General features: G+C 56.1%; 25 protein-coding genes and 1 other RNA gene. 19 read left to right on the forward strand and 7 right to left on the reverse strand.

Annotated features, from left to right (window positions below):
- Window positions 1-207 precede the first annotated feature (207 nt).
- From G538_RS0106315 to prfB, 8 genes are all read left to right on the forward strand, one after another.
- Window positions 208-1,443, forward strand: coding sequence for a TadA family conjugal transfer-associated ATPase (locus G538_RS0106315; protein ID WP_029068659.1), 1,236 nt, complete (start codon window positions 208-210; stop codon window positions 1,441-1,443).
- Window positions 1,434-2,291 (forward strand): type II secretion system F family protein, encoded by an 858-nt coding sequence (locus G538_RS0106320; RefSeq protein ID WP_029068660.1) that lies wholly within the window; start codon window positions 1,434-1,436, stop codon window positions 2,289-2,291. Before G538_RS0106315 ends, G538_RS0106320 begins: the two co-directional genes overlap by 10 nt.
- Window positions 2,288-3,223, forward strand: coding sequence for a type II secretion system F family protein (locus G538_RS0106325; RefSeq protein WP_029068661.1), 936 nt, complete (start codon window positions 2,288-2,290; stop codon window positions 3,221-3,223). Before G538_RS0106320 ends, G538_RS0106325 begins: the two co-directional genes overlap by 4 nt.
- Window positions 3,224-3,287: 64 nt before the next feature.
- A complete protein-coding gene (locus G538_RS15425; protein WP_035833486.1) occupies window positions 3,288-3,542 on the forward strand; it encodes a hypothetical protein in 255 nt (84 codons plus the stop codon).
- A gap of 28 nt (window positions 3,543-3,570) precedes the next feature.
- Window positions 3,571-3,996 carry a TadE/TadG family type IV pilus assembly protein gene (locus G538_RS0106335; RefSeq protein ID WP_157544326.1) on the forward strand — a complete coding sequence of 142 codons (426 nt, stop codon included), beginning with the start codon at window positions 3,571-3,573 and terminating at the stop codon, window positions 3,994-3,996.
- Window positions 3,993-4,445, forward strand: a complete 453-nt coding sequence (locus G538_RS15430; protein WP_035833488.1) for a hypothetical protein — start codon at window positions 3,993-3,995, stop codon at window positions 4,443-4,445. The genes G538_RS0106335 and G538_RS15430 overlap by 4 nt, the downstream gene beginning before the upstream one ends.
- 2 nt (window positions 4,446-4,447) lie before the next feature.
- Entirely contained in the window at window positions 4,448-4,933 is a 486-nt protein-coding gene (locus G538_RS17285; protein ID WP_029068663.1) for a pilus assembly protein TadG-related protein, read from the forward strand.
- Window positions 4,934-4,984: 51 nt separating this feature from the next.
- Window positions 4,985-6,094, forward strand: coding sequence for a peptide chain release factor 2 (prfB, locus tag G538_RS0106350; RefSeq protein WP_029068664.1), 1,110 nt, complete (start codon window positions 4,985-4,987; stop codon window positions 6,092-6,094).
- A gap of 111 nt (window positions 6,095-6,205) precedes the next feature.
- Here prfB and G538_RS0106355 read toward each other — a convergent pair whose 3' ends face one another.
- The gene (locus tag G538_RS0106355; RefSeq protein WP_029068665.1) at window positions 6,206-6,652 is read right to left on the reverse strand and encodes a VOC family protein; all 447 of its coding nucleotides are present in this window, start codon (window positions 6,650-6,652) and stop codon (window positions 6,206-6,208) included.
- Window positions 6,653-6,840: 188 nt separating this feature from the next.
- On the opposite strand from G538_RS0106355, the gene ftsE reads away from it, so the two are divergent.
- The 5 genes from ftsE (at window position 6,841) to ssrA (ending at window position 11,090) form a co-directional block, all read left to right on the forward strand.
- Window positions 6,841-7,530, forward strand: coding sequence for a cell division ATP-binding protein FtsE (gene ftsE, locus G538_RS0106360; protein ID WP_029068666.1), 690 nt, complete (start codon window positions 6,841-6,843; stop codon window positions 7,528-7,530).
- 9 nt (window positions 7,531-7,539) lie between these two features.
- Window positions 7,540-8,454 carry a permease-like cell division protein FtsX gene (gene ftsX, locus G538_RS0106365; RefSeq protein ID WP_029068667.1) on the forward strand — a complete coding sequence of 305 codons (915 nt, stop codon included), beginning with the start codon at window positions 7,540-7,542 and terminating at the stop codon, window positions 8,452-8,454.
- Between the two features lie 14 nt (window positions 8,455-8,468).
- Entirely contained in the window at window positions 8,469-9,926 is a 1,458-nt protein-coding gene (locus G538_RS18430) for a M23 family metallopeptidase (RefSeq protein ID WP_084618207.1), read from the forward strand.
- A 162-nt stretch (window positions 9,927-10,088) separates the two neighbouring features.
- A complete protein-coding gene (gene smpB / locus G538_RS0106380) occupies window positions 10,089-10,604 on the forward strand; it encodes an SsrA-binding protein SmpB (RefSeq protein WP_051196738.1) in 516 nt (171 codons plus the stop codon).
- A 115-nt stretch (window positions 10,605-10,719) separates the two neighbouring features.
- Window positions 10,720-11,090, forward strand: a transfer-messenger RNA (tmRNA) gene (gene ssrA / locus G538_RS17745).
- Window positions 11,091-11,227: 137 nt separating this feature from the next.
- On the opposite strand, the gene G538_RS0106385 is transcribed toward ssrA, so the two are convergent.
- Window positions 11,228-11,779 (reverse strand): tyrosine-type recombinase/integrase, encoded by a 552-nt coding sequence (locus G538_RS0106385; protein WP_029068669.1) that lies wholly within the window; start codon window positions 11,777-11,779, stop codon window positions 11,228-11,230.
- A 230-nt stretch (window positions 11,780-12,009) separates the two neighbouring features.
- Between G538_RS0106385 and G538_RS0106390 the strand changes: the two genes are divergently transcribed.
- Window positions 12,010-13,140: a hypothetical protein gene (locus tag G538_RS0106390; RefSeq protein ID WP_029068670.1), complete on the forward strand. Its 1,131-nt coding sequence runs from the start codon at window positions 12,010-12,012 to the stop codon at window positions 13,138-13,140.
- Between the two features lie 443 nt (window positions 13,141-13,583).
- On the opposite strand, the gene G538_RS0106400 is transcribed toward G538_RS0106390, so the two are convergent.
- The 5 genes from G538_RS0106400 to G538_RS0106420 all read right to left on the reverse strand — a co-directional run bounded on the left by G538_RS0106400 (window position 13,584) and on the right by G538_RS0106420 (window position 18,502).
- Entirely contained in the window at window positions 13,584-14,513 is a 930-nt protein-coding gene (locus G538_RS0106400) for a DUF1963 domain-containing protein (RefSeq protein ID WP_029068671.1), read from the reverse strand.
- A gap of 65 nt (window positions 14,514-14,578) precedes the next feature.
- Window positions 14,579-15,853, reverse strand: a complete 1,275-nt coding sequence (locus tag G538_RS0106405; protein ID WP_029068672.1) for a hypothetical protein — start codon at window positions 15,851-15,853, stop codon at window positions 14,579-14,581.
- A gap of 486 nt (window positions 15,854-16,339) precedes the next feature.
- Window positions 16,340-16,927, reverse strand: coding sequence for a hypothetical protein (locus G538_RS18475; protein WP_157544328.1), 588 nt, complete (start codon window positions 16,925-16,927; stop codon window positions 16,340-16,342).
- Window positions 16,928-17,438: 511 nt separating this feature from the next.
- Complete coding sequence (locus G538_RS0106415; RefSeq protein WP_029068673.1) at window positions 17,439-18,086, reverse strand: hypothetical protein; 648 nt, start codon at window positions 18,084-18,086, stop codon at window positions 17,439-17,441.
- Window positions 18,087-18,271: 185 nt separating this feature from the next.
- On the reverse strand, window positions 18,272-18,502 hold the full coding sequence (locus G538_RS0106420) for a hypothetical protein (protein ID WP_029068674.1): 231 nt from the start codon (window positions 18,500-18,502) through the stop codon (window positions 18,272-18,274).
- 155 nt (window positions 18,503-18,657) lie between these two features.
- Here G538_RS0106420 and G538_RS17290 point away from each other — a divergent pair, with 155 nt between their 5' ends.
- The 5 genes from G538_RS17290 to G538_RS0106445 all read left to right on the forward strand — a co-directional run bounded on the left by G538_RS17290 (window position 18,658) and on the right by G538_RS0106445 (window position 22,032).
- Window positions 18,658-19,461, forward strand: a complete 804-nt coding sequence (locus G538_RS17290; protein ID WP_051196640.1) for a helix-turn-helix domain-containing protein — start codon at window positions 18,658-18,660, stop codon at window positions 19,459-19,461.
- 157 nt (window positions 19,462-19,618) lie between these two features.
- Entirely contained in the window at window positions 19,619-20,092 is a 474-nt protein-coding gene (locus G538_RS0106430; RefSeq protein WP_029068675.1) for a Panacea domain-containing protein, read from the forward strand.
- Between the two features lie 199 nt (window positions 20,093-20,291).
- Window positions 20,292-20,435, forward strand: coding sequence for a hypothetical protein (locus G538_RS18000; protein ID WP_157544330.1), 144 nt, complete (start codon window positions 20,292-20,294; stop codon window positions 20,433-20,435).
- Window positions 20,436-20,471: 36 nt separating this feature from the next.
- Window positions 20,472-20,843, forward strand: a complete 372-nt coding sequence (locus G538_RS0106440) for a helix-turn-helix domain-containing protein (RefSeq protein ID WP_029068677.1) — start codon at window positions 20,472-20,474, stop codon at window positions 20,841-20,843.
- A 766-nt stretch (window positions 20,844-21,609) separates the two neighbouring features.
- Window positions 21,610-22,032 (forward strand): hypothetical protein, encoded by a 423-nt coding sequence (locus G538_RS0106445; protein ID WP_029068678.1) that lies wholly within the window; start codon window positions 21,610-21,612, stop codon window positions 22,030-22,032.
- Window positions 22,033-22,100 lie beyond the last annotated feature (68 nt).

A 22,100-nucleotide genomic window follows, 5' to 3' on the forward strand; every position in this document is an offset into this window, starting at 1 on the left:
AAAAGCGCGTAAAAACTCCGAAAAATAGGCCGTGGTGCACCTTCACAACGCGAAGGCACCACGGTCTTGATGCATGACGGGAATCCTGTGGGGAGTTTTCCACAGAGACAGAGGTTCCCATCGAAGTGGTTCGCCAAACTCTCTAATGTGCATGAGGTGCCCCGGTCTACTGCCGGGGGACTGAAGCAGGTGAAGGAGAACGGCAGGATGGATGCGATAGCCCTTCTCGAACACGACGTTCGAGAGAGAGTGCGCCACTCAGGGATCGACCCCGTGAGTGACCCACAGGCAATTCGAGGGCTCATCACGGATGCTCTACGCGACTACGACCGCCAAGTCCTCCGCGGGTACGCACCCGCACTACCCGACGCAGAACGTACCGCAAAAGAGCTCCTCGACACCGTCGCCGGGTTCGGTCCACTACAACGACACCTCGATGACCCTGAGGTCGAAGAAATCTGGATCAACTCACCAACCCAGGTTTTTGTTGCCCGTCAAGGAGTTGCTGAACTCACCAACACTGTCCTCACCCAAGACGACGTAGCACGCTTGGTCGAGCAAATGCTGAAAAGCACCGGGCGCCGCCTCGACCTCTCCACGCCTTTCGTGGACGCAATGCTACCCGACGGTTCACGCCTCCACGTCGTCATCCCCGACATCACTCGGTCAAACATGGCCGTCAACATCCGAAAATTCATTGCCAGAGCAACGCACCTCTCCGACCTCGTCGCCCGCGGAATGCTCCCTACAAACGCCGCGACCTTCCTTGACGCGTGCGTTCGAGCCGGACTGAACATCGTCGTAGCCGGGGCAACTGGCGCCGGTAAAACCACCTTCCTCCGCGCGCTCACCGGATCTGTCAGCCCACTGGAACGCATCGTCACCGTCGAAGAAGTGTTCGAACTCAACCTGACACACCGCGACGTTGTTGCCATGCAATGCCGTGGAGCGAACCTCGAAGGCACCGGAGAAATCAACCTACGCCGACTCGTCAAAGAATCACTACGTATGCGACCCGACCGAGTGATCGTTGGAGAAGTCCGCGAAGCAGAATCCCTCGACCTCCTCCTCGCCCTCAACTCAGGCATGCCCGGAATGGCCACACTGCACGCAAACTCCGCACGCGAAGCAGTCACAAAACTCACTACACTGCCACTGCTCGCTGGTGAAAACGTCACCGCCCAGTTCGTGGTCCCCACCGTCGCCCAAGCAATCGACATCGTGGTCCATATCCAACGTGACCGCACCGGCTACCGTCGAGTCAACGAAATTGCCGCACTATCAGGCCGCATCGAACAAGACGCCATCGAAGTTGGGCTCATGTACCACACAGTTGGTGACACCCTCACCCGCGCAGACGCCTACCCACCCAAAGCAGAACAATTCCAACGCGCAGGAATCGACGTCTCCGCACTCCTCAACGGGAGAGACACATGGGTATGATCACAGGCCTATTCCTGGGCCTAGGGCTCCTCCTCATCTGGATGTCGCTGTGGGAAGCACCAACCGCCACACAACCCCGCCACTCAGCGCTACGCACCCTTGAAGAAGACCTCCTCGTTGCCGGGATCCGCGGAGTATCCACCACCACATTCCTCGGCGCCATCACACTCTTCAGCGCACTGATCGCCGCACTAACCTACGTGACAACAAGCCTCACCGTCGGAGCAGCGCTCGCAGGTCTCGCTGCCGCAGCCGCCCCGTTCTTTATCGTCCGATCACGAGCCACCCGCCAACGCGCACGGCGCCGTGAAGTATGGCCAGACGTCGTCGACCACCTCATTTCAGGTGTTCGGGCTGGGTTACCACTGCCCGAAGCAGTGGCCCACGTAGGTATGCGTGGACCCGACGAACTCAAAGACGACTTCTCACTATTCGCCCGGGAGTACCGCGCAACCGGCCGCTTTGACGAATGCCTCGTCACCTTAAAAGACCGGCTCGCTGACCCCACCGCTGACCGCGTCATCGAAGCTCTGCGAGTAACCCGATCCGTTGGTGGCTCCGAAATCGGGAACCTCCTCCAAACGCTGGCGACATTCCTGCGCCAAGATCTTCGAGTTCGAGGTGAACTCGAAGCGCGCCAAAGTTGGACCATCGGCGGGGCGCGAGTAGCCGCAGCCGCACCATGGATCGTTCTTGCGATGCTCGCCACCCGGCCAGAAGCAGCCGCCGCATTCAACACCACCATGGGCGGGATCGTCATCATCTCCGGTGCGGGAGCCACCGCACTTGCCTACGCAGTGATGTTGCGCATCGGCAAACTCCCTCAAGATGAGAGGGTCCTGCGATGACATCAACACAACTCCTTGGCATTGCGTTAGGGTTCGTTGCCGGGCTCGGCGCCTGGTCAATCTACGCAGCGCTCAGTTCACAACGAATCACTCTCGTTGAACGCATCAGCCCCTACCTTGCAAGCCACGAATCGCGTGACCCACGGTTAGGAACCCAACCAACACGCAGCCCACTAGCGGTATTCGCGAAACTCTTTGCACCGTGGACTCAGACACTCATACGTGTCGTCACAACCATTTCATCGCCCAACGCAGAGACCATTCGCCGCCTCGAACGCGCTGGCCGCTCAACAACATTGCACCAATACCGCCTTCAACAAGTCGCCTGGGCAACCGCCGGATTAACCACCGGCCTAGCAGTCAGCCTTCTCCTAGCGATTTACCGCAACGCCAACGCATTCGCGCTCATCATTTTGGTTGCAGCCGTAACAATTGCGGGAGTCGTAGCATGCGAATCACACTTAAGTAGCGCAGTGAAACGCCGCGGTGAACGCATCATCATGGAGTTCCCCACCATCGCTGAACTCCTCGCCCTCGCCGTAGCAGCCGGCGAACCACCAGTCGCAGCACTAGAACGAGTAGCACGCAGCTCACGCGGGGCGCTATCCGGAGAACTCACCCGCGTCATGAACGACGTCCGCGCAGGCGAAACCCTCGCTGACGCTCTACAACACTTCGGCGACCGGCTCGAACTGCCCATCATCACCCGCTTTGCCCAAGGAGTAAGCGTCGCCATCGAACGCGGAACACCACTCGCCTCTGTGCTACGGGCCCAAGCACAAGAAGCCAGAGACGCCGGTCACCGCAGCTTGATGGAAGTCGGTGGACAACGAGAAATCTACATGATGATCCCCGTGGTGTTCCTCGTCCTTCCCATCTCCATCCTCTTCGCCGTCTTCCCATCATTCACAGCCCTATCGGTCTTGCCCTAATCAGGTTCGCCGAAAAATTCCCCTCACCCCCGCACACCCAACCCCCATCACGAAAGGCCACCCCATGAACCCCGCCAAAACAGCCCGCCGCGCCACTCGCAAACTATCCATCACAGCAGCAGGCGCCGCACAGGCATGCAGCCAAGCAATGTTCGACCGCCTCACCGACATGCGGACCAACTCCCAACGCGGGGACGTCCCCGGCTGGGTTCTCATCACACTTATGACAGCAGGGCTCGTCGTTGCCATCTGGTCAATCGCCGGCCCAGCACTGGAATCACTGTTTAACGAAGCGATCGCCAAAGTCAGTGGACGCTAAGTTCACCGCATCTGGTACACAACCCGCCATGCTTCCTACTGTCCGCCGTTGGGTCCACCAACGGATCAGTAGAAAGACCTCGTCAGAACAAGGAAGCGCAGTCACCGGCTTCTTGTTCACCTCGTTACTGCTCACCATCGTCCTCATGGGGCTCCTGCAACTCGTCATGATCATGCACACCCGGGTCATGCTGATTGACATCGCAGGCGAAGCAGCACGCATCGGTGGTCGCTACGGAGGGTCCACTAACCAAGGGATCACCCACGCCCAACAGCTTCTGACAACGGTTCCAGGACAACACACAGTCACAGCGACACCGACAACTATTGGTGGTAGGCAAGCCATCACGGTAAACATCGCCGCTGAACTACCCATCCTGGGGCCATACGGGATCCCCGGAGGACTAAAAGTTCAAGGCAGTGGATTCATTGAAGAGATCGTGAGTTCCTCATGAGCCCTGCAACTCTGCTCTCACGATGCCGCACAGAAAATGAAGACGGCATGGCCGTTGTGGAGTTCATCGGCGTGGTCATCGCACTGCTCATCCCCGTCATCTACATCATCACCGCGGTATCAACCGTCCAAGCCGCACAATTCGCCGCCGACGCCTCAGCCTACGAGGCTGCCCGAGCCTACAGTTTGAGCCGTAACGAAACCCAAGGCAAAGCTCACGCACACGCCATCGCACAACAAATCTTCGCCGACCAAGGCTTCACATCAGGCCCAACAATTAGTGCCCGATGCGCATCAGGGGCATGCCCATCACCCGGAGCCGTCGTCCATGTCAGCGTGACCCACAAAGTGGAACTCCCCGTGATCTCATCATTTGCGCCACTCTCAGTAACCGTCAACGCTGAATCCAGCTCCCAGGTTGGCACATACGTTTACCGGGAAGGATCGTGACAATGCGCCACGACAACCATGTGCTGCGCCGGGTGTGCAACCATGTGCGCCGCCGTACTACCGATCATGAGGAAGGGCAAATCCTCCTCCTCGGGTTGGGGTACGTCGTCGTGATCTTGTTGTTGGTCATGGTGGTAGTGACCCTTTCCGCAGTCCACCGCGAACATCGAGAACTAGGCCGCCTAGCCGACGCTGTTGCGCTTGCGGCAAGTGACACATCCGTTGCCGCTGAGTATTACCAGTGGGGCAGTGGTGAGCGCACAGCAAACGCCCAACGCGCTGCGACTGACTTCATGGCTGCAGTGAATGTTCCACGCGGAACTGTCCTCGAACAGTTTTCCGTTGCCCCAAGCGGAACCGTCACTGTTGTATTGAGCCGTCAAACACGGCATCGGGTGATGGTGACTGTTGGCAAAGCAGTGGGTGGTACGGCACAACTCACTGCGGTGGGGACAGCGACACCAGTGTCCAGTGCCGACAATCCGTGACCTGCCCCACACGACTGGTGGCATTGATCGCCTGCCGTAGAATGGTGGACCGTGGCCATAGAATTCGCAGTAGAGATCTCCCAGCTTCGCGCAACCCTCGCAACCATCTCCGCGGTGAGCGATCCTGAGGCGTTGATCGCAAAAATCGCAGAACTGTCCGATGCAGCGTCCGCCCCTGATCTATGGGATGACCCAACCGAGGCGCAAAAGGTCACGAGCGCCTTGTCTCTGACACAAAACGAACTGAAGCGCATTGACTCAATGCAGCAACGCATCGATGACCTTGAAGTCCTTGTGGAAATGGCAGTGGAAGGCGACGACGCGGAAACGTTGGCCGAGGCTGAAGGCGAGTTCCACGCCATTAAGAAAGACCTCGATGCCCTAGAGGTTCGGACACTGCTGTCTGGAGAATACGATGCGCGTGAAGCGGTTGTGACAATCCGCTCCGGAGCTGGTGGTGTTGACGCTGCAGACTTCGCAGAAATGTTGATGCGCATGTACCTGCGTTGGGCTGAGCGGCACGGTTATCCAACTGCAGTGTTGGATACGTCTTACGCTGAAGAAGCCGGCTTGAAATCGGCGACGTTTGAGGTGAAAGCCCCTTACGCTTTTGGCACATTGTCTGTCGAGGCGGGTACTCACCGCCTCGTCCGTATCTCGCCGTTCGATAACCAGGGCCGCCGTCAGACATCTTTCGCTGCCGTTGAAGTTGTGCCCCTTATCGAGCAAACAGACCACATCGACATTCCGGACAACGAGATCCGAGTTGACGTGTTCCGCTCATCAGGTCCTGGTGGTCAATCCGTGAACACAACGGACTCCGCTGTGCGCCTCACCCACATCCCCACCGGGATTGTGGTGTCGATGCAAAATGAGAAATCACAGATTCAGAACCGTGCTGCGGCTATGCGTGTGCTTCAGTCTCGGTTGCTCATTGAGCGTAAGGCCGAAGAGAAAGCCAAAAAGAAGGAACTCGCCGGGGACATTAAAGCCTCGTGGGGTGACCAGATGCGCTCCTACGTGCTCCAGCCTTACCAAATGGTCAAAGACCTCCGCACCGAGCACGAGGTGGGTAACACCTCAGCTGTGTTCGATGGTCAGATTGATGACTTCATCGAAGCCGGCATCCGGTGGCGCCGCTCGAAAGACGCGCAAGAATAATTAGTTCCGCACCCCCGCCAAGGGGATAGTTAGTGCCACGCGCCCCGGGCGCCTCGTCATTGAGGTGCCCGGGGCACGTGTTGTTGACGGGGCTAGCGCCAGTGGCGAGTGCTAGGAACTGGGGGCAGGTTCACTGATGCAAAACTCGTTACCCCACGGGTCACTGAGCGTGTACCAGCGGTGGGGCCCCTGTGTGGCTTCATGGAGGAAAGTAGCTCCACGGCTGATCAGTGCATCGCGCTCAGCGTCTAGGGTGCCGGTGTCTACTGTAATGTCGAGATGCATCCGGTTTTTTGTCGTCTTTGCCTCAGGGACTCTCTGTACGAGGAGGCGAGGCGCCCCAGGGTGGTCGGGATCAGTGAGGGCAGCGCCATCGCGCCACACAAGGGTCCCGTTGTAGTCCACTGTCTCGTCTTGGTGAGCATGTCCCTGGGCGACCATCTCCCGGATGAAGTCAGGGTTGCTGGGCTCGACCTGCCAGTCCAACGTTTGCGCCCACCAGTGGGCGGTGTCGTGCGGGTCGGAACTGTCCAAGGCAATCTGAAATGTTCGGCTCATGCGTTCCACACTAAGTGGCCTGTCTGACACGTGCATGACGATGCCAGTACCCAGCAAACATGCAGGTAACTGTGAGTGTTCTCATGATGCGGCGTGTCCTGCACACAGAACTGGGGAGTACTGCCTAGTCTCAAACTGGCTGTTTTTCTGGTGCGGCGCGATTTCGCGCCCTGACCATGGGATGTTGTGTGATTCGGTTCGATAACGTCACGAAGGTCTATGCGCGCGGGGCACGCCCAGCGCTCAATGACCTGACTGTAGAGATTGAACGAGGAGAGTTCGTCTTCCTCGTTGGTGCGTCAGGGTCGGGGAAATCCACGTTCCTGCGCCTTACTCTGCGTGAGGAAAAAGCGACGTCGGGTCGTGTATTGGTGGCAGGGCAAGACCTTACCGCTTTGTCGAATTGGAAGGTCCCAGCGATGCGCCGCAAAATCGGCGCAGTGTTCCAAGACTTCCGGCTGCTTCCCAATAAGACCGTCTTTGAGAACGTTGCGTTCGCCTTGCAGGTGATTGGTAAGCCAAAACACCACATTCTTACGACCGTGCCTGAAACACTAGATATGGTTGGTTTGGCTGGTAAGGAGAAGCGACGCCCCCATGAACTATCTGGTGGTGAACAGCAACGCGTCGCTATTGCCCGGGCGTTCGTTAATCGCCCAGACATTTTACTCTGTGATGAGCCCACCGGAAACCTCGACCCCACCACGTCGCTTGGCATTATGCGGTTGCTGGACCGCATCAATAGAACAGGGACCACAGTGGTGATGGCTACCCACGACGATGAGATCGTGGACCAGATGCGAAAGCGCGTCATTGAGTTGCAGACTGGTGAGCTTGTGCGCGACCAGTCACGCGGCGTCTACGGATCGTCACGGTAGGGAGCCGCTATGAGACTGCAGTTTATTCTTTCTGAAATTGGGATTGGTCTTCGTCGGAATCTTTCGATGACCATCTCAGTGATCCTTGTGACCTTTGTGTCCCTGACCTTTGTGGGCGCAGCGATCCTGACTCAGGGCCAGATCCAAAAGTTCAAGGGTGAGTGGTATGACAAAGTAGAAATCACCGTGTACCTGTGCCCCCGGGACTCGACGGTTCCTAGTTGCGCAGATGGTGAAGCTACTCAGGAACACATCAATCAAATTGAGCAAGTACTTGAATCGCCGGAGGTTTCCCCGGAGATTCGTGAGGTCATGTTTGAGTCTAAGGACGATGCGTGGGTTGCGTTTGAACGCAACTTTTCGGACCGCTGGTGGTTCACTGAAATGTCTGTTGATGACATGAATGCATCCTTCAGGATCAAATTGACTGACCCTGAGGAGTATCAGGTCATCAACGAGGTGCTCACTGGGCGCGCTGGGGTTGAGGAAGTGCGCGACCAGCGCGAAATCTACGAACCGCTCTTCGATGTGCTCACAAAAGCAACGCTTGTTGCGTCTGGTCTGGCTGGGGTGATGCTGTTAGCTGCAGTGCTGTTGATTACCACAACCATTAGGTTGTCAGCCTTGTCTCGCCGCCGTGAAACCGGAATTATGCGCCTTGTTGGTGCCTCGACGTTGTTTATTCAACTGCCCTTCATGCTTGAAGGTGCGATAGCAGCGACTGTGGGTGCGCTCCTCGCGTGCGTTGCCCTCTGGGGTGGTGTCCACTATTTAGTGGAAGGCTGGTTGGGGCAAAACATGGACTGGATACCTTATGTCACCACCGGTGACGTGTTGATGGTGGCGCCGTGGCTCATTATTGTCGCGATACTACTTGCTGCCATCTCATCCATCGTGACCTTAAGCCGATACACAAAGGTGTGAGTATGGATAGGATCATGAGACTCCCGCGAGCAAACCGGTGGTCTTACACCGGGTGGCTTGCCATCACTGTTCTGTTGGCTCTTGTTCTTGGGCTTGTGGCTTTCCCGGCCTATGGTGACGATCTTGACGATCGCATGGCTGCAGCCAAGCGCAAGCAGCAGGAAAGTGAACAGCAAATCGGTCAACTCGAGAGTGAGCTCGCTGAGACAGATGCGGAACTCGCTGATGCCTATCTAAAACTTCAAAAGGTGCAGGCGGAACTTCCCGTTGCGCAGGCCAATGTTTCGCTTGCGCGGGCTGAACATGAAGAGGCGGTGCGTGAGGCAGAGTCTCTCGCTACAAAATTGCGCGATGCACAAGATGAAAAAACATCGTTGGAATCCCAAGTGGAAGCCAATGACGAATCGATGACCCAAGCCCGGGCTGGTGTAGCTGAGATGGCGCGCCAAGCGGCGCGTGGGGACCTCGACATGAGTACCTTCGGCATGGTTGTTGGCGCGCAATCCACAGAAGACTTTGTGGAACGCTACTCGATGTCCAATACAGCTCTGCGGGTTCAGAGTCAGTCGCTATCTGCCTTGCGTGACGCGCAAGCACTTTCCCGCAACGCAGAGATCCGACTTCAAGCAGTTGAAGAAATTATCGCTCAACTAAAAAAAGAAGCTGACGAGCAGGTTGACGTAGCGGAGCAGAAGGAACAGGCCGCTGAAGCTGCTATGCGCGAGGTGGAGAACCTCATCGCGCAGCAGGAGGAAGCTGCCGCAGCTGTTGAATCACGGAAAGAAGCCGCTGAGCAGAAGCTACAGAGCGAAGAAGCATCGGCGAACCAACTGTCACGTGAAATCCGTGAACTCGCAGGACTGCAAGAAGAACAACGCCTCGAAGAAGAGCGCAAAGAAAAGGAACGGCAAGAAGCAGCACGGAAAAAAGCTGAAGAAGAAGCAAAGAAAAACAACAACGGGTCCTCAGGCGGAGGGTCATCTGGTGGGTCCTCCGGCGGAGGCTCATCCAGTGGCGGTTCATCAGGGGGAGGCTCTTCCAGTGGCGGCTCATCCGGGGGGAGCTCCTCGGGTAAAGCATTTACTGCGTGGCCTACCGCGTATCGGGTGGTCACCTCAAGTTATGGATGGCGCCTTCACCCAGTCCTTGGGTACCACCGGCTCCACGCCGGCACCGATATGCGTGCTTACTGTGGAACGCCCATTTACGCAGCACGCTCGGGGAAGGTGCAGTGGGCGAAGTACTACGGTGGTTTTGGAAACCAAGTACTCATCAACCACGGCAGTTACAACGGGAAATCCTTGATGTCCTCCTACAACCACTTGACGTCCTTTTCGGTGCGCAGTGGGCAGAGTGTTAAAGCCGGCCAACTTCTTGGATATTCCGGTACCACAGGCACCTCTACCGCCTGCCACCTGCACTTTGAAGTGTATGTCAATGGATCAACAGTGGACCCTATGACGATGATGTGAGCATCACATTCACCCTGCGTGAAATTCCGTGGCTAACAGTGCCACCCTCGCGTAATGTATGTGGAGTTCCGCGATTCACCAGCCGCGTTGAGGCTGATGATCGTGGTGTGGCATGATCTGCAACATACGCTTGAAAGGAGAGTTGCTGTGGTCAAGAGCAAGATGTACAACGTTCCAGCGGCTCAATCCAACAAGCCGAAGGCGCAGAACAACGCCCCCAAGAAGGAACTCGTTGCTAGTAACAAGAAAGCTCGTCACGATTACCTCATTGAGGATGTGTTTGAAGCCGGAATGGTACTGAGCGGTACTGAAGTTAAAGCACTTCGGGCTGGGCGAGCTTCCCTCATTGACGGGTGGGTAACTATCGATGACAGCTTAGAGGCGTGGCTCGAAGGAGCTCACATCTCTGAGTACAACCACGGCACATGGACAAACCATGCTCCGCGGCGCAAAAGGAAGTTACTGCTGCACAAACAGGAGATCCTGCGGTTGGCAAACAAGTCAACTGATAAGGGGTATACGATTGTTCCCTTGCAGATCTACTTTTTGGATGGCCGGGCTAAGGTGGAAATCGCTGTAGCGCGGGGTAAGAAAGAGTATGACAAGCGGCAGTCGTTGCGTGAGCGTCAGGACAACCTTGAAGCTCAACGGGCGATGCGTCGCAAAGAGTTCCGGTAAAGCACCGGTGCCACACGACCAGTCTTGACGGGTGTTGTGGTGGAATATGCAGTGGACGCATCGCGTTACACTGGATAAGCCCTCGCTTGCGGGGGCGTTGTTTGACAACAACATAGGGGCCGATCGGTTTCGACGGTGGTCGTTTTTCTAGGGGAAGCGAGCCGAGGATGTGAACTTATCTCGTAAACGATGTTCACAAAACAATAGGTGCCGATACAAAGCGCACCGACTTCGCACTTGCTGCTTGATCAGTAAGTCCTGAAGTCCGTCAGCCCTAGGTTGCTATCGCCTAGGTTCCTGGCGTCAGCTAGGTAGCCACTGCTTGTCACATTTGTCGTTGGTGTGGCAGGGACTTTCAGACGACTGGGCCTGTCCGCAACTTGTCTGCGTGCGTGCGGGGGCCGAGAAAATCCAGAGCAGACTGCGCTCGGAGAAGTCCTAGATTCGCGTCATCGGACCGGGGTTCGATTCCCCGCGGCTCCACATATGGGTAATGCCCCCGCTACACGGCGGGGGCATTGCTGCTGTTCAGGGGTTGTTTCCATGCGCTGGGGGAGTGATGCGGGAAGGGCGGGGTCAGGAAATAATCAGGAAAAATTAAACACCCTGTACCTGGAACCACGTCACTCAAAAGAGTCCAAAATGTTGGTGACATCAGGGGTCAATGTTGCACGCTTCACGTAGTGCTTCCGTGCAGTGTCCGAACCGGCGTGACCCAACAGTTTCGCAGCTATTTCCAACCCGCCACTGTCACTGTTCGCCACAGCAGTCGCCGCTGTCTTACGGAACAGGTGCGTTCCAGTCCATTCCTCCCACTGCGTGCCCTGCACCAACCTAGTGATCCAGTCACGCACAGCAGCAGGCTGACGCAACAGGTCACGCCCACGCAAAGACGGAAACACCAGGTCGTGCGGTCCACCGTCCAAACCAACAGCAGCAGCTCGCCGTAACGCGTCGGCAGCAAAACTGGAGATACGGACCTCACGGGTGGACCCCGAGGTTTTCGGCATCTCTGAGAAGATCAAACCTGTGTCATCGCGTGTCAGTGTCGCATCGATTGTGATCGTTGGGTGATCAGTGTCAAGACCATTCACACGCGACCAGCGCAACGCCAGGGCTTCACCGATGCGAATAGCTGACCCCAGCATCACATCAATGATCTCGGCTTGCTGCACGTAGCAGTCAGCCTCGTCCGCCCCAGACGTACTACGAACGAACGCAAGCGCAGAAAGCTGATGCAGGGGAAGGGAACCTCACCGAAGCGACCACATAAAGCACAGGCAAGCACAGAGAACTCGAATGCACATGGTTCATTTCGAGATCGATACGTACTCGTACCCGTATCTGAAACTATTCACCCATTATTTAGACAGGAAATCACATAGCAGACTATTACGCTGGGTGCATGTTTCCAGGAGCCCAAAGTTCACAACTGACGCCCGAGCAATCTGAAATACTGGATGCCCAGTACTTCAAGTCTGACCCGTATTTGTACTACAGGTCGAGAATTGATTCCATCCTCCATTGGGTTGACAGTGGAGACCTTGATCGCACACAGGGTATGGCTGCAACTGTGTGGCAACGTTTGGGGCGAAAGGGTCTGGAAGACAAAGCACCTCCAGCGAAGGAGCGCGATTCCTTTGCTGCCATTGAAGCTTTCATGCTTCGTCATCACCTAGCAGAGGCTATTGCCAGGTTTACGTGGGCATGCATTAACCAAGATAAGACCTCTGATGAAAAGAAAAGGGCGGGGTTTTACCTGGCTCTTGTGGACTCACCCATGAAGACAGGGCAAGTATTAACCACTGTGATAGAAACCCTTGCTCAGGACACTGAGGGCCTCTATTTCAACAAGCTCCTCATGCCGGGTGACCTTCTGGATGCCGTGCGAGCAGGGGAGTTTAAACGTGACGAGGTTGAGGCTGTCTTTCATAATCTGTGTAACTGGCTGTGGCGGTCGTTTGACGTAATCGATAACGACCGTTTGCCCGATCTCAACAGTGCGTACAACAAGATGAAACACGGGTTTGCGGTACGTCCCGACAATCGCTTGAGAATGGACCTTCTGTCCGAGCCGCCAAAGTCCGAGCGTGGCTATTCCGTGCAGGAATTAAATGGCCCCAAAGCACATAAGTTTTTGACTGGATACACCGCTTCGTTCCTCTCAAGGAACAAACGAGACGGCGCTTGGGATTACACGGCGATGAATATCCCTACTGATGCGCTGTTGGCGGAGTGCGAAATGCTCGCAATGGTATACGGGGCTCTTTTTAGGGCCCGTGCGCTGCCAGTTGCGCGTAGTGCATCTGAGCAATGGCGAGTCGCTGACTATCCGCCAGTTAGCGCACGTCCTACCCCTGAAGAGTTTCTGAAAAATAGCGGATATAACGGCGTGGTTACGGCGGCAACTTTCAAGAAGGACGGGAGTCCTTGTGACCGTTCGACCATATTCTCTTCCCCTGCGGTGGAATGGCCAGCCACTGTCCAGAAGAGTAAGAAGTTTACAGCGTTCAATGATCCAGACGATAGTGAATGACAGGGGTCTAAACTGTCCCAGCCGTCCTCATGTCATCACTTACAGCCCGTCGCACACGCCAGGTGGTTCCCGCCGTGGTTCTCGCACTCATCCTGTCTGCGTCCGCGTGCTCAGGGGGTCAGGCTGAGGTGCCACCTGCGAGCGCACCATCATCACCGGCCGTAGTCGATTGCGGAGTCGGCGAACAGTCGGCAGATAGCCGTCGCGTCGTCACGTGCAAACAACTCGTCCAAGGCCAGGTTGAACTCGAGTCGGCGTGCAGCCGGGATCACCTATCACCGGGGCAGAGCGACTTCCCATGCCACATGCTTTCAAGCCAAACCCGAAAGTCATTTCCGACACGCGATGTACCTAGCTATCCCCCTTGCTTTTACTCATGCCCTCGGGAGCGCATGTCTGTGCCCGTAGTGGAGCGAGACGCACCCGTTTTGGCGGACTAGGCGTTAGCAGTCTGAGCGGATGATGCACCATGCGTTCTCGAATGCAAGGTTCTCGAGGTCACTGGCACGCATCCACACCTCTACAGGGTGGATGTCACCAAACCAACCTGTCAAAGCACCACTGGTATCCAGTTCCATCAACAGGACGTGCTCGTCGCTTTCCTTCTCTAGAGGTAGGACTTCTTCCACTGTTGGCCGTATAGCGACTTCTCCCGCCAATGACCGCCCATAAACGTGTGTGAACCCGCTCGGATCATCGCTTGGCTCCCCAATTGAGTAGACCTGCCACATGTTCAGATACTCTTCCAGTGCCGCCTCGGCGGCTTCGAATGAACCTGGCTCACTATCATCTATGTCTAGTGAGCTTGGCAGCATGATCGTGCTTTCCGAGGCAAATAACTGACCATAGGTTTCGTCCGGTAAATCAAGGTCTTCTGGCCCGTAGCACAGTTCCAACCCTTGCTGGGCTATATCACGGTAGCGAATCTGCCATCCCTGCGCGGCGTGGTCCTCACTCTCCCAGCCGTAGGTTTCTAGATCGTGGAACAGTTCCAGGGTTCCTGTTTTAGGTAGCCACGTTTTTGCGCCTGGGAATGAGTGGAATACCTCATCGCTGGTGTGGCCATACCACAGCGTTGACATTGGGAGTGTTAAAACATGCGCTAGCGGCTTCCCATCAGCGTTACGGGGCCAATCCTCAATTGATGCCAACAAGGATGGGCCACCAAGGTAAGTGAGTTCAATGTGAGGGAATTCAACCCGATGCTCTTCAACGGGCATGCTCATGTCTGGAATTTCAGGGAGCAGTAGCGTCCATGCTAGATATTCTTCTAGGTGAGCAGCAGAATACTCGGGTTGTCGTGTCCATTGAATGACTTGTGGGAGCCGGTGATTTGTAGGGGCTGAGGGCATGGTTGCTTTTTTCGGGTTCATTGGTTCACCTCAAAATCGTGTGGTGCATCAAAAGTTGGTGCACCACACGATTTGTGTTTAGAGCGTTACAGCTGGACACCGCAGTGCTTTAGCAACTTTACACCGATCTCATGCTGCTTCTGGAAGGAGTACGAGTTCACAAGATCTCTCATCGTTCGGGTCCCAGTGTTCAGGCCAAAGAGCTTCACATTCTTCTTGTTCATCCAGGAGTTGATGCACTTTTGGTGCACTTCCTTCGGTATCTGAACCAAGTTCTGTGGGTTGTGGATTGCGCGGACATCCCAGTCTTTTTTGAAGAACTTGCTTTTCTTAGAAACGTTTGACTGTTCCACGATGTGATGCCACTGGTAGTTCTTCTTCGTGCCATGCGCTTTCCTAAACGCCTTGAAGGTTTTGTACCCGTTCTTAATGGTGTACTTCATGCCCGCACGGATTGCGACTCCAGCAAATGCTCGGAGTACAGCCCCTGTGACAAGTGCGCGCGCGACGGCAGCTAACGGGATGGCAATCAATGGAAGTGGGTCTGAAACAACAGGGAACACTGCACCACTCGTATCAACGACCTGAATGATCGAGTCACCTTCGACTTCGTAGCGCGTTGGCAACTCAGTGCCTTCAGCATCCACAGACCACGGCGCTTGGAACTGGACAAGTGTCTCTTTGCCCTCTACGTCAACGCTGTAGGCCTCATCCCCTTGCGCTTCGTGAGCGTTCTCAAGAAGTTGAGCGCGATACTCCTCGACATCAAGGTCCGCGTCATTAGCAGCTACCTCAGCAACGATCTCATCGATGCTTTGTTCCGGGACATCAACATCAACAACATCTGAATCAGTAACGATTGCGATACCACCATTAGCAAGCGAGACGAGTTCTGCCCCTTCGGGTAGATCAAGGTCGTAGGTGTATTCGTGAATCTGTGTGTCACCGTAGGTTTCGTCCGCAACTGTCAACAGTCGCGGGGCTTCTTCACCGACATCCTGTAACGCGACTCCAAGACCTTGCGTAGTCGTCTCGAGTACGAGTCGATCATCAAGGACATCACCGATGCCAACAACGTCACCCGGAAGCGTGATCGCTATGCCTGTTTCACCGATCTCGACCGTGCCATCAGAGACGACACCTGATACCCCAAAGACGGTACCGTCACTAGTTTGCGTGAACCCTCCTGCACTCTCATCTAATCCGAGAGCTTCGAGGGCATCGTTCACTGAATCGCGTGTGTCTCGAACACTAAGACCAGACGATAGTTCGTCGTCGTTCGCCAGTGCCGGCTGAATCATCACACTGGACGCGGCCAAAGACACCGTGACAACGCCTGCTATCAGGCTAAACTTTCGCATTTCAACTCCTGTGGGTTGCGGGGCTTTGATAATGACGTGGCAACACATTCGACACATACGGGGAGTTCTCTCCAGGCGAAAGTAGTCGGATTGCGTGCCGAGGGAGTCGGCAAGCTGTCGCGAACGTCCACTGGGGCTTTATTTCGGGCAGTTTAGGTACTATCCACGTGGAAAGTTACAGTTCAGAACAGGTTTCCTATCTGACAAACCCCGTGAAAGTGTTGCCCATAAAGACCACATTTTGAGACGGCTTCCGTAGCGGTTGGTGGCGATTTCTATACGTGACGCAGCCATGCCTCGCACTCAAAAAATGGGGGGGTGAAGGTCACCGCTTAGGCAATTGGCAAGTGCTCCTTGCTAGTTCACTCACCACGACAAAACGAACCCGTAAGTATCTCTTAGGAGTTCGTTTTGTCGTGGTGATATTAGGCAGTTACGGCTCGAGGCGCTTGCACTCTGTTGGCGAGGTCAGCGATTAGATCTGGCCTAAACCTCGTGAAAGACGCGCTCTGGTAGATGAGATTTGGTTCCGCACCTGTCTGCCGCTGTAGACCCGGTGATGTGTGTGTAGGTGGCGGGTGCGGACTTCTCGTGCTTGGCGTACTCGTCGGGTAACCCGGAGCGTTGTGCGGCCTGAACTGCGACGGTCAGTTTCATGGACTGCCAGCCGCTGACCTTGACCAGCGCGTCGTAGAACTTATTTGACGCGTACTTTGGGTCCATGATCTGCTCGGGGGTTCCCCACTCCATGGAGGGGCGCTGTTGGAACAGGCCGAGTGAGTCCCTGTCTCCGCCCTTGATATTGACCAGGGTTGATTCCTGCATGGCTGTGGCAATGGCGATGATCCGCCCGAACTCGGGGACGTCCATCTCTTCACTGACCTGCACAATGGTGCGGGCGTTGTTGATGTGTTCGTCAGTGAGTTGTGAACCAGAATGCCAGGTAGGTTTGCCGGATACTGATGACGCACCGACGGCTGTGTTGGATTCGCAGACGGTGGTGTCGTCGGTGGCGGCTGCGTCTTCCTCTTCGCTGACAACTGCCGCGGTGATGGTGGTGACGATTGTGAACACGATGATGCCGTAGGTCAGCAGGATGACCCCGACCAAGGCGACGAGGACTTTCCACCAGTTGCGGCCCAGCTTGGACCGCGTGACAACGCTGGTTGCTTGGGCGGCGATCGCGCCGACCAGGAGTGTGCCTGCAGCGGTGCCGACGGCTTATGCTGCCGTTGAGCTGGCTCCACGTTTGGTGCGGTCCGGGGAAGGAGGAACGTCAGGCTTGCTTGTGGTGCCTTGAGGGTTTGGGGCAGGTTGTGGTGGCCCGCCACGACGTTTGGGTGGTAGAGGGGTGTCGGGGGTTCGCGGGTCGCTCACGCTGGCTTAAGTATGCGCAGGATTGGGTGCATGCTTTGTACATTTGCGGGGACCTGCAGGCGTCGCGTTGTGCGCGCCGGTTCGTGCCGCACATATGGGTAGTGTGCTCACGGATACCAAAGAACCCCGCCCAGGCGATCAGCCTGTATGCGGGGTTCTTTGTTGCTACCGGGCGGACACCAACCACCAGACCACCGTGGAGCTGATGCTACTTGGTAGCATCGATGACAATCGCGTCAAACTCGTCAATGAGGGGCTGTGCAATGGCAATGATGCCCTGTGGAGTGGTCGCGGTCAGTACACCGACGGACTCGACAAATGCTGGCGTAGCCTTGCGAATCTCAGGACCAGCGACAGTAATGGAGTAGTAGGAGTTAAAAGCCTTGCCATCAGCGCCGAACTGTCCAGCACCAACGACGATCACTGCGTTGACACCAGCGGCTTCAGCAGCAGCAATGGTCTCCATAAGCCCCTCGCGCGTGTCCATGAGTCCGTCGAAATCCGTGGGCTTCGCGGCGGCACCGGTGGTTGCTACGTCCTTGGTGACGAGTTCCTTGGCGGTCTTGCGGTCAATGACCACACCATCGCCGTTGCCGTTAGGTGACACGTAGACGGAGATTCCGGCTTCGCGTGCCGCCTCAACCTGGTCTGCGGTAATCTCAGCGCCAACCTCGGTGGGAATCTCAGGATCTGCAGGTTCCGTTGGCTCTTCGGGTTCTGTGGGCTCCGTTGGGGGGTCCGCAGGTGCAGTCTCGGTCTGTGTCGCTGTGGGCTGCGGCGCGGGCTCCGTGTTGTTGGAGCATCCGGTGAGGATGATGCCTGCGATGAGGGCGATTGCTGCGATTCGAGTGTTCATGGTCTTACTCCTTGTGGTCTGTGGGAGGGTGCCTTCCGTTGGTGTTGCCCCTATATGTGCGGCACGATCCGATACTGCGTTAAGAATCGTGCCGCCCACTAAATCGCCTTACCCCCTGCGCTGTCACTCATGTGACTTCAATAGTCCACCGCAGACGCACCGCTAGTGAGGCAGATAGCCATGGATTAGGCGCCTTGTCGTGGTCTACCTGGTCGTGGTGGCTGGTAGGTCGCAGCCCATGACGCGACCTGAGCAGCGTCCCAGACTGGGCCGCCGTTGAGCTCCCCGATGGGGGCTGGGTATCGGTCGGGGTGTCGTGTGCGGGCGACGCGCAGCGCTGCGCGTGTCATCCCGACGACTTCTGCAAGGTGGCCTTGGTCGTAGAGGCCACCGGTTGGTGTGGGGAGGTGTGTCATGGGGCCTCCGGTGTGTGGTGTGTGCGTTTCCCTTTTAATGCTAACACTGCGTTGCAGTTTCTAACCACTATTGATAACATGGCGTTAGCGATAGGTAGTGTGTGGGCATGCCGCACATACACCAAGGGGAACCACGAACCCAGGAGGCCACCCACATGACAATTGACGCCACAACAGCCAGTGCCACTGCGAGCGCACCTTTTGTGTCTGCGCGCATCCAGCCCGACTCGCGGGCTGTTGTACTGACGACAACGTGGCTTGTTGGCCTGCTTGCTGCTGTGAGCTTCGCGCTTGGTGTCCCTGGGCTCGTGGATGTCGCTAGCTGGGCGGGGCTACCCCCGCAGCTCCGGTGGGGCGTACCTCTTATGATTGATGGAGGACTTATTGTCATGGCCCTTGTTGCGATCGTTCGACGCGCTCGTCAGGAGAGCGCCATGTTCGCGTGGTCTGTGCTTGCGATACTCACTGTTGCGTCCATGGCGTTACAGGTCGCGCACGTTGCTTCACTGCCCGGTGAACGGTGGGCGCTCATGGTTGGTATGGGCTTGGCTGCATCTTTCCCCGCAGTAGTCTTTGCAGCCACACACAGCCTGCTCGATATTGCTGTCGCTCCCGCACCATCTAAGCGACGCAAAGCCAAAACAGCAAGCGTCCCTGTTCAACAGGCATCACAACGTGCCCGCACCGCGGCGTCAACGGCACCGCGGAAAAGCACGGTGAAAGCTAAGGCCACTGCTGCAGAGAAGACTGAGATGGTTGGTGAAGTGGTGCAGGGCGCAGGTGAAGCGCCAGAGAAGGCAACCACACCCAAGGTGAGCACCGTTGACACCAATGACAGAGAAGCCCTGCGCTCGCGGGTCCTAGAACTACGCAGCGAAGGAAAAAGCTACGGAAAAATCGCGGGAGAAACCGGCGTACCAGTCTCCACAGTCAAACGATGGGCGCCTGAGCCTGTGTAAGAGCCTGGGGTGACTAGCATTGTTGTGTCAGTGAAGACAGGTACTCTGTGGTTCTAGATGTTCTATGCAGTGTGTGGAACCTTTTGGAAAGGTTAGTTGCAACAAGCGCATCCATGGCATGACATGGGATAATTAAGTACAGAGCGGAGGTGCTGATATGCCCTTATATGAACCGAGTAACGTTGCCAACAACATCCTTGAGCGCGCATTTCGTGACGGGGCTGCTGTCTCGCCAATGAAGCTCCAGAAGATCCTGTATTTCACTGCAAGTGAGTACGGCAAGGCAACAGGTAAGGCCCTGTTTCGCGAGGAGTTCGAAGCTTGGCAGTATGGGCCGGTGTTGCGAAGCGTGTATAGCGAGTTCAGAGGGTACGGCGGAAGGCCGATAACGGACTACGCAAAGGATGCCCTTGGGGCTAGTTATGTTGTTTCCGAGAAAGACGATCCGCAACTTAGCAGCGCCCTTGAGCGAGTGTGGCAGGTTTCGAAAAACAGGAACGCTGCCGAGCTATCAAGGATCACCCACCTCAAGGGCTCCGCTTGGTATGACTCATGGATGGCAGATGAGGATGTCATTCCATATGAAAAGGTCAAGAGCGATGAGACATACAAAGACAGGCTAGGTGTCTGAGGTGTCAGTTCCGAGAGAGATTCCCGATATCCCTGACTCTGCTACGGAGGAGCTGGCGAACGGTAACACTTCTCTTGGTCAACGACATGGACGGCTGCAGAAGCCCGCGCGTGATTCCCCTCAGGCGCTCCATGATCGTGCCATGGAAAAGGACAAGCTAAGTTTCGCGAAGCGTCTAGTTTACTTTTCAGGTGCGACCATGTTTCTGCTTGGTGGCGTTTCATTCTTCTGGCCCGAGCGGGTTGCTGATGGGCCAACCGAGGCTCTATTTGAGTTTGCGAAACTCTTAGTGATGACTGTTCTGGGGTATGTATTCGGACGCGGGGCCATCGACAAGGGTTAGGCCAGCTTACCCATGGTCCGCAGTTAGGAGGCGAAGGTGGCTTTTCAGGTGTCGGCGCACCAGCTGGTTCAATTCGATGCAGTGAAGACGGCTCCCGCACCATCTAAGCGACGCAAAGCCAAAACAGCAAGCGTCCCTGTTCAACAGGCATCACAACGTGCCCGCACCGCGGCGTCAACACAGAAGAGCGTAGTGAAGGCTAAGGTCACTGCTGCTGAGACTGAGATGGTGGGCGAGGCAACGCAGGGCGCAGGTGAGGTACCAGAGAAGGCAACTATCGCTGACACCAGCGACAGAGAAGCCCTGCGCTCGCGGGCCCTTACCCTACGAGAGCAAGGGCTGAGCTACGGAAAGATTGCGGCAGAAACTGGCGTACCAGTCTCCACAGTCAAACGCTGGGCGGCTTGACGAGAAATGCGCCACGCTGGCACCGTCCAAGGTCTAATATTGCCGTACGGTTGAGAGATGGACTCTGCATCGAAGCGAGCTTTAAGGGATCATGCGACTCGACGTGCCCAGAACCTGCGCCTACTGTCCGACAAGTCACGCGCTGATGAGGAGGAGCTGCGATGGGCCGAGGGAGTTATCTCCGACCTGAACGCAGGTCGTGAACCGAATCCTCATTTTGATAGGTCTCTATTCCGGGATTGATGGCGACCCTCTTGGGTCACAGCACTCTGACCTTATTCAACGGAATCACCAAAGCGATCCAACGTTGAACGAATGTTCGGTGCCGCCGCAGAATGGGCAACATTGCGAGCTTTCGTGGACGCTGCTTGGCGGGCGCAGCAGTCTGCGTAGTGAACATCCTCGCGTCTCGCTCCTGATGTCAGGAAAAAGTCAGGGAAAAATACGCCATCACCATGCACCCGCTTGCATCACCCGGTAACCGTCAGCGAATATCATCGCAGGTCAGTGCACTTTCCTGAATCTCCCTGCACCGGGTTGCATCGCCGTTTTCGATTCCCCGCGGCTCCACATATGGGCAATGCCCCCGCCACACGGCGGGGGCATTTCTGCGTTCCAGGGGGTTATTTAGGTGTCGGAATGTTCGCATGGAACGTACTTCCAGTGTTCTGCTTGGAATGGCTTCGTGGGGCAAAGAAGCGATGAATCTATGAAGCGCCATTCGTCCGAATGTAGACTATAGTGGTAAATCGAGATGAGGTGCGATATGCCAGCGAAAACACTACTTGCCTCCGTGGCGGCTGTGGTGATGACAGTGGGGGCGTGTGGAAGTAGTGAGCCGAGCGCCCCGTACTCCGTAGAAACAGCAGGAGAATTTACGGCGGTTGTTTCTCACAATGACCTTGATGGTATGGACGCGCTGTTCTCTGGCTCTGTCACCAGATTGTCGTCGGGCTGCTTCGGTATTGCAGATAGTGAAAGCGAGCAAGTTCACCTCACCGTATGGCCAAGCGGAACAAAAATGTCCGACGACGGCGACTACTTGTTGCTCCCTGGTGGGGTGCCAGTTCACGAAGGTGTAGCTATCAAGGGCGGCGGCGGACTTGTGCCCGCTGACTCTGGAGAGTTACCTGAAGAATGTGGTGCAAAGGAAGTGCTTGTTCTGCATTCGGTGGATATTGAGAAATAAGAAACACCACATATTTCCTTTTCCTTGATAAAAAAGTGCACAGAGTGCCGGAAAGCCCAATGTCGTAC

It is taken from the genome of Jonesia quinghaiensis DSM 15701, assembly GCF_000423205.1.
GTDB classification, from domain to species: Bacteria; Actinomycetota; Actinomycetes; order Actinomycetales; family Cellulomonadaceae; genus Jonesia; species Jonesia quinghaiensis.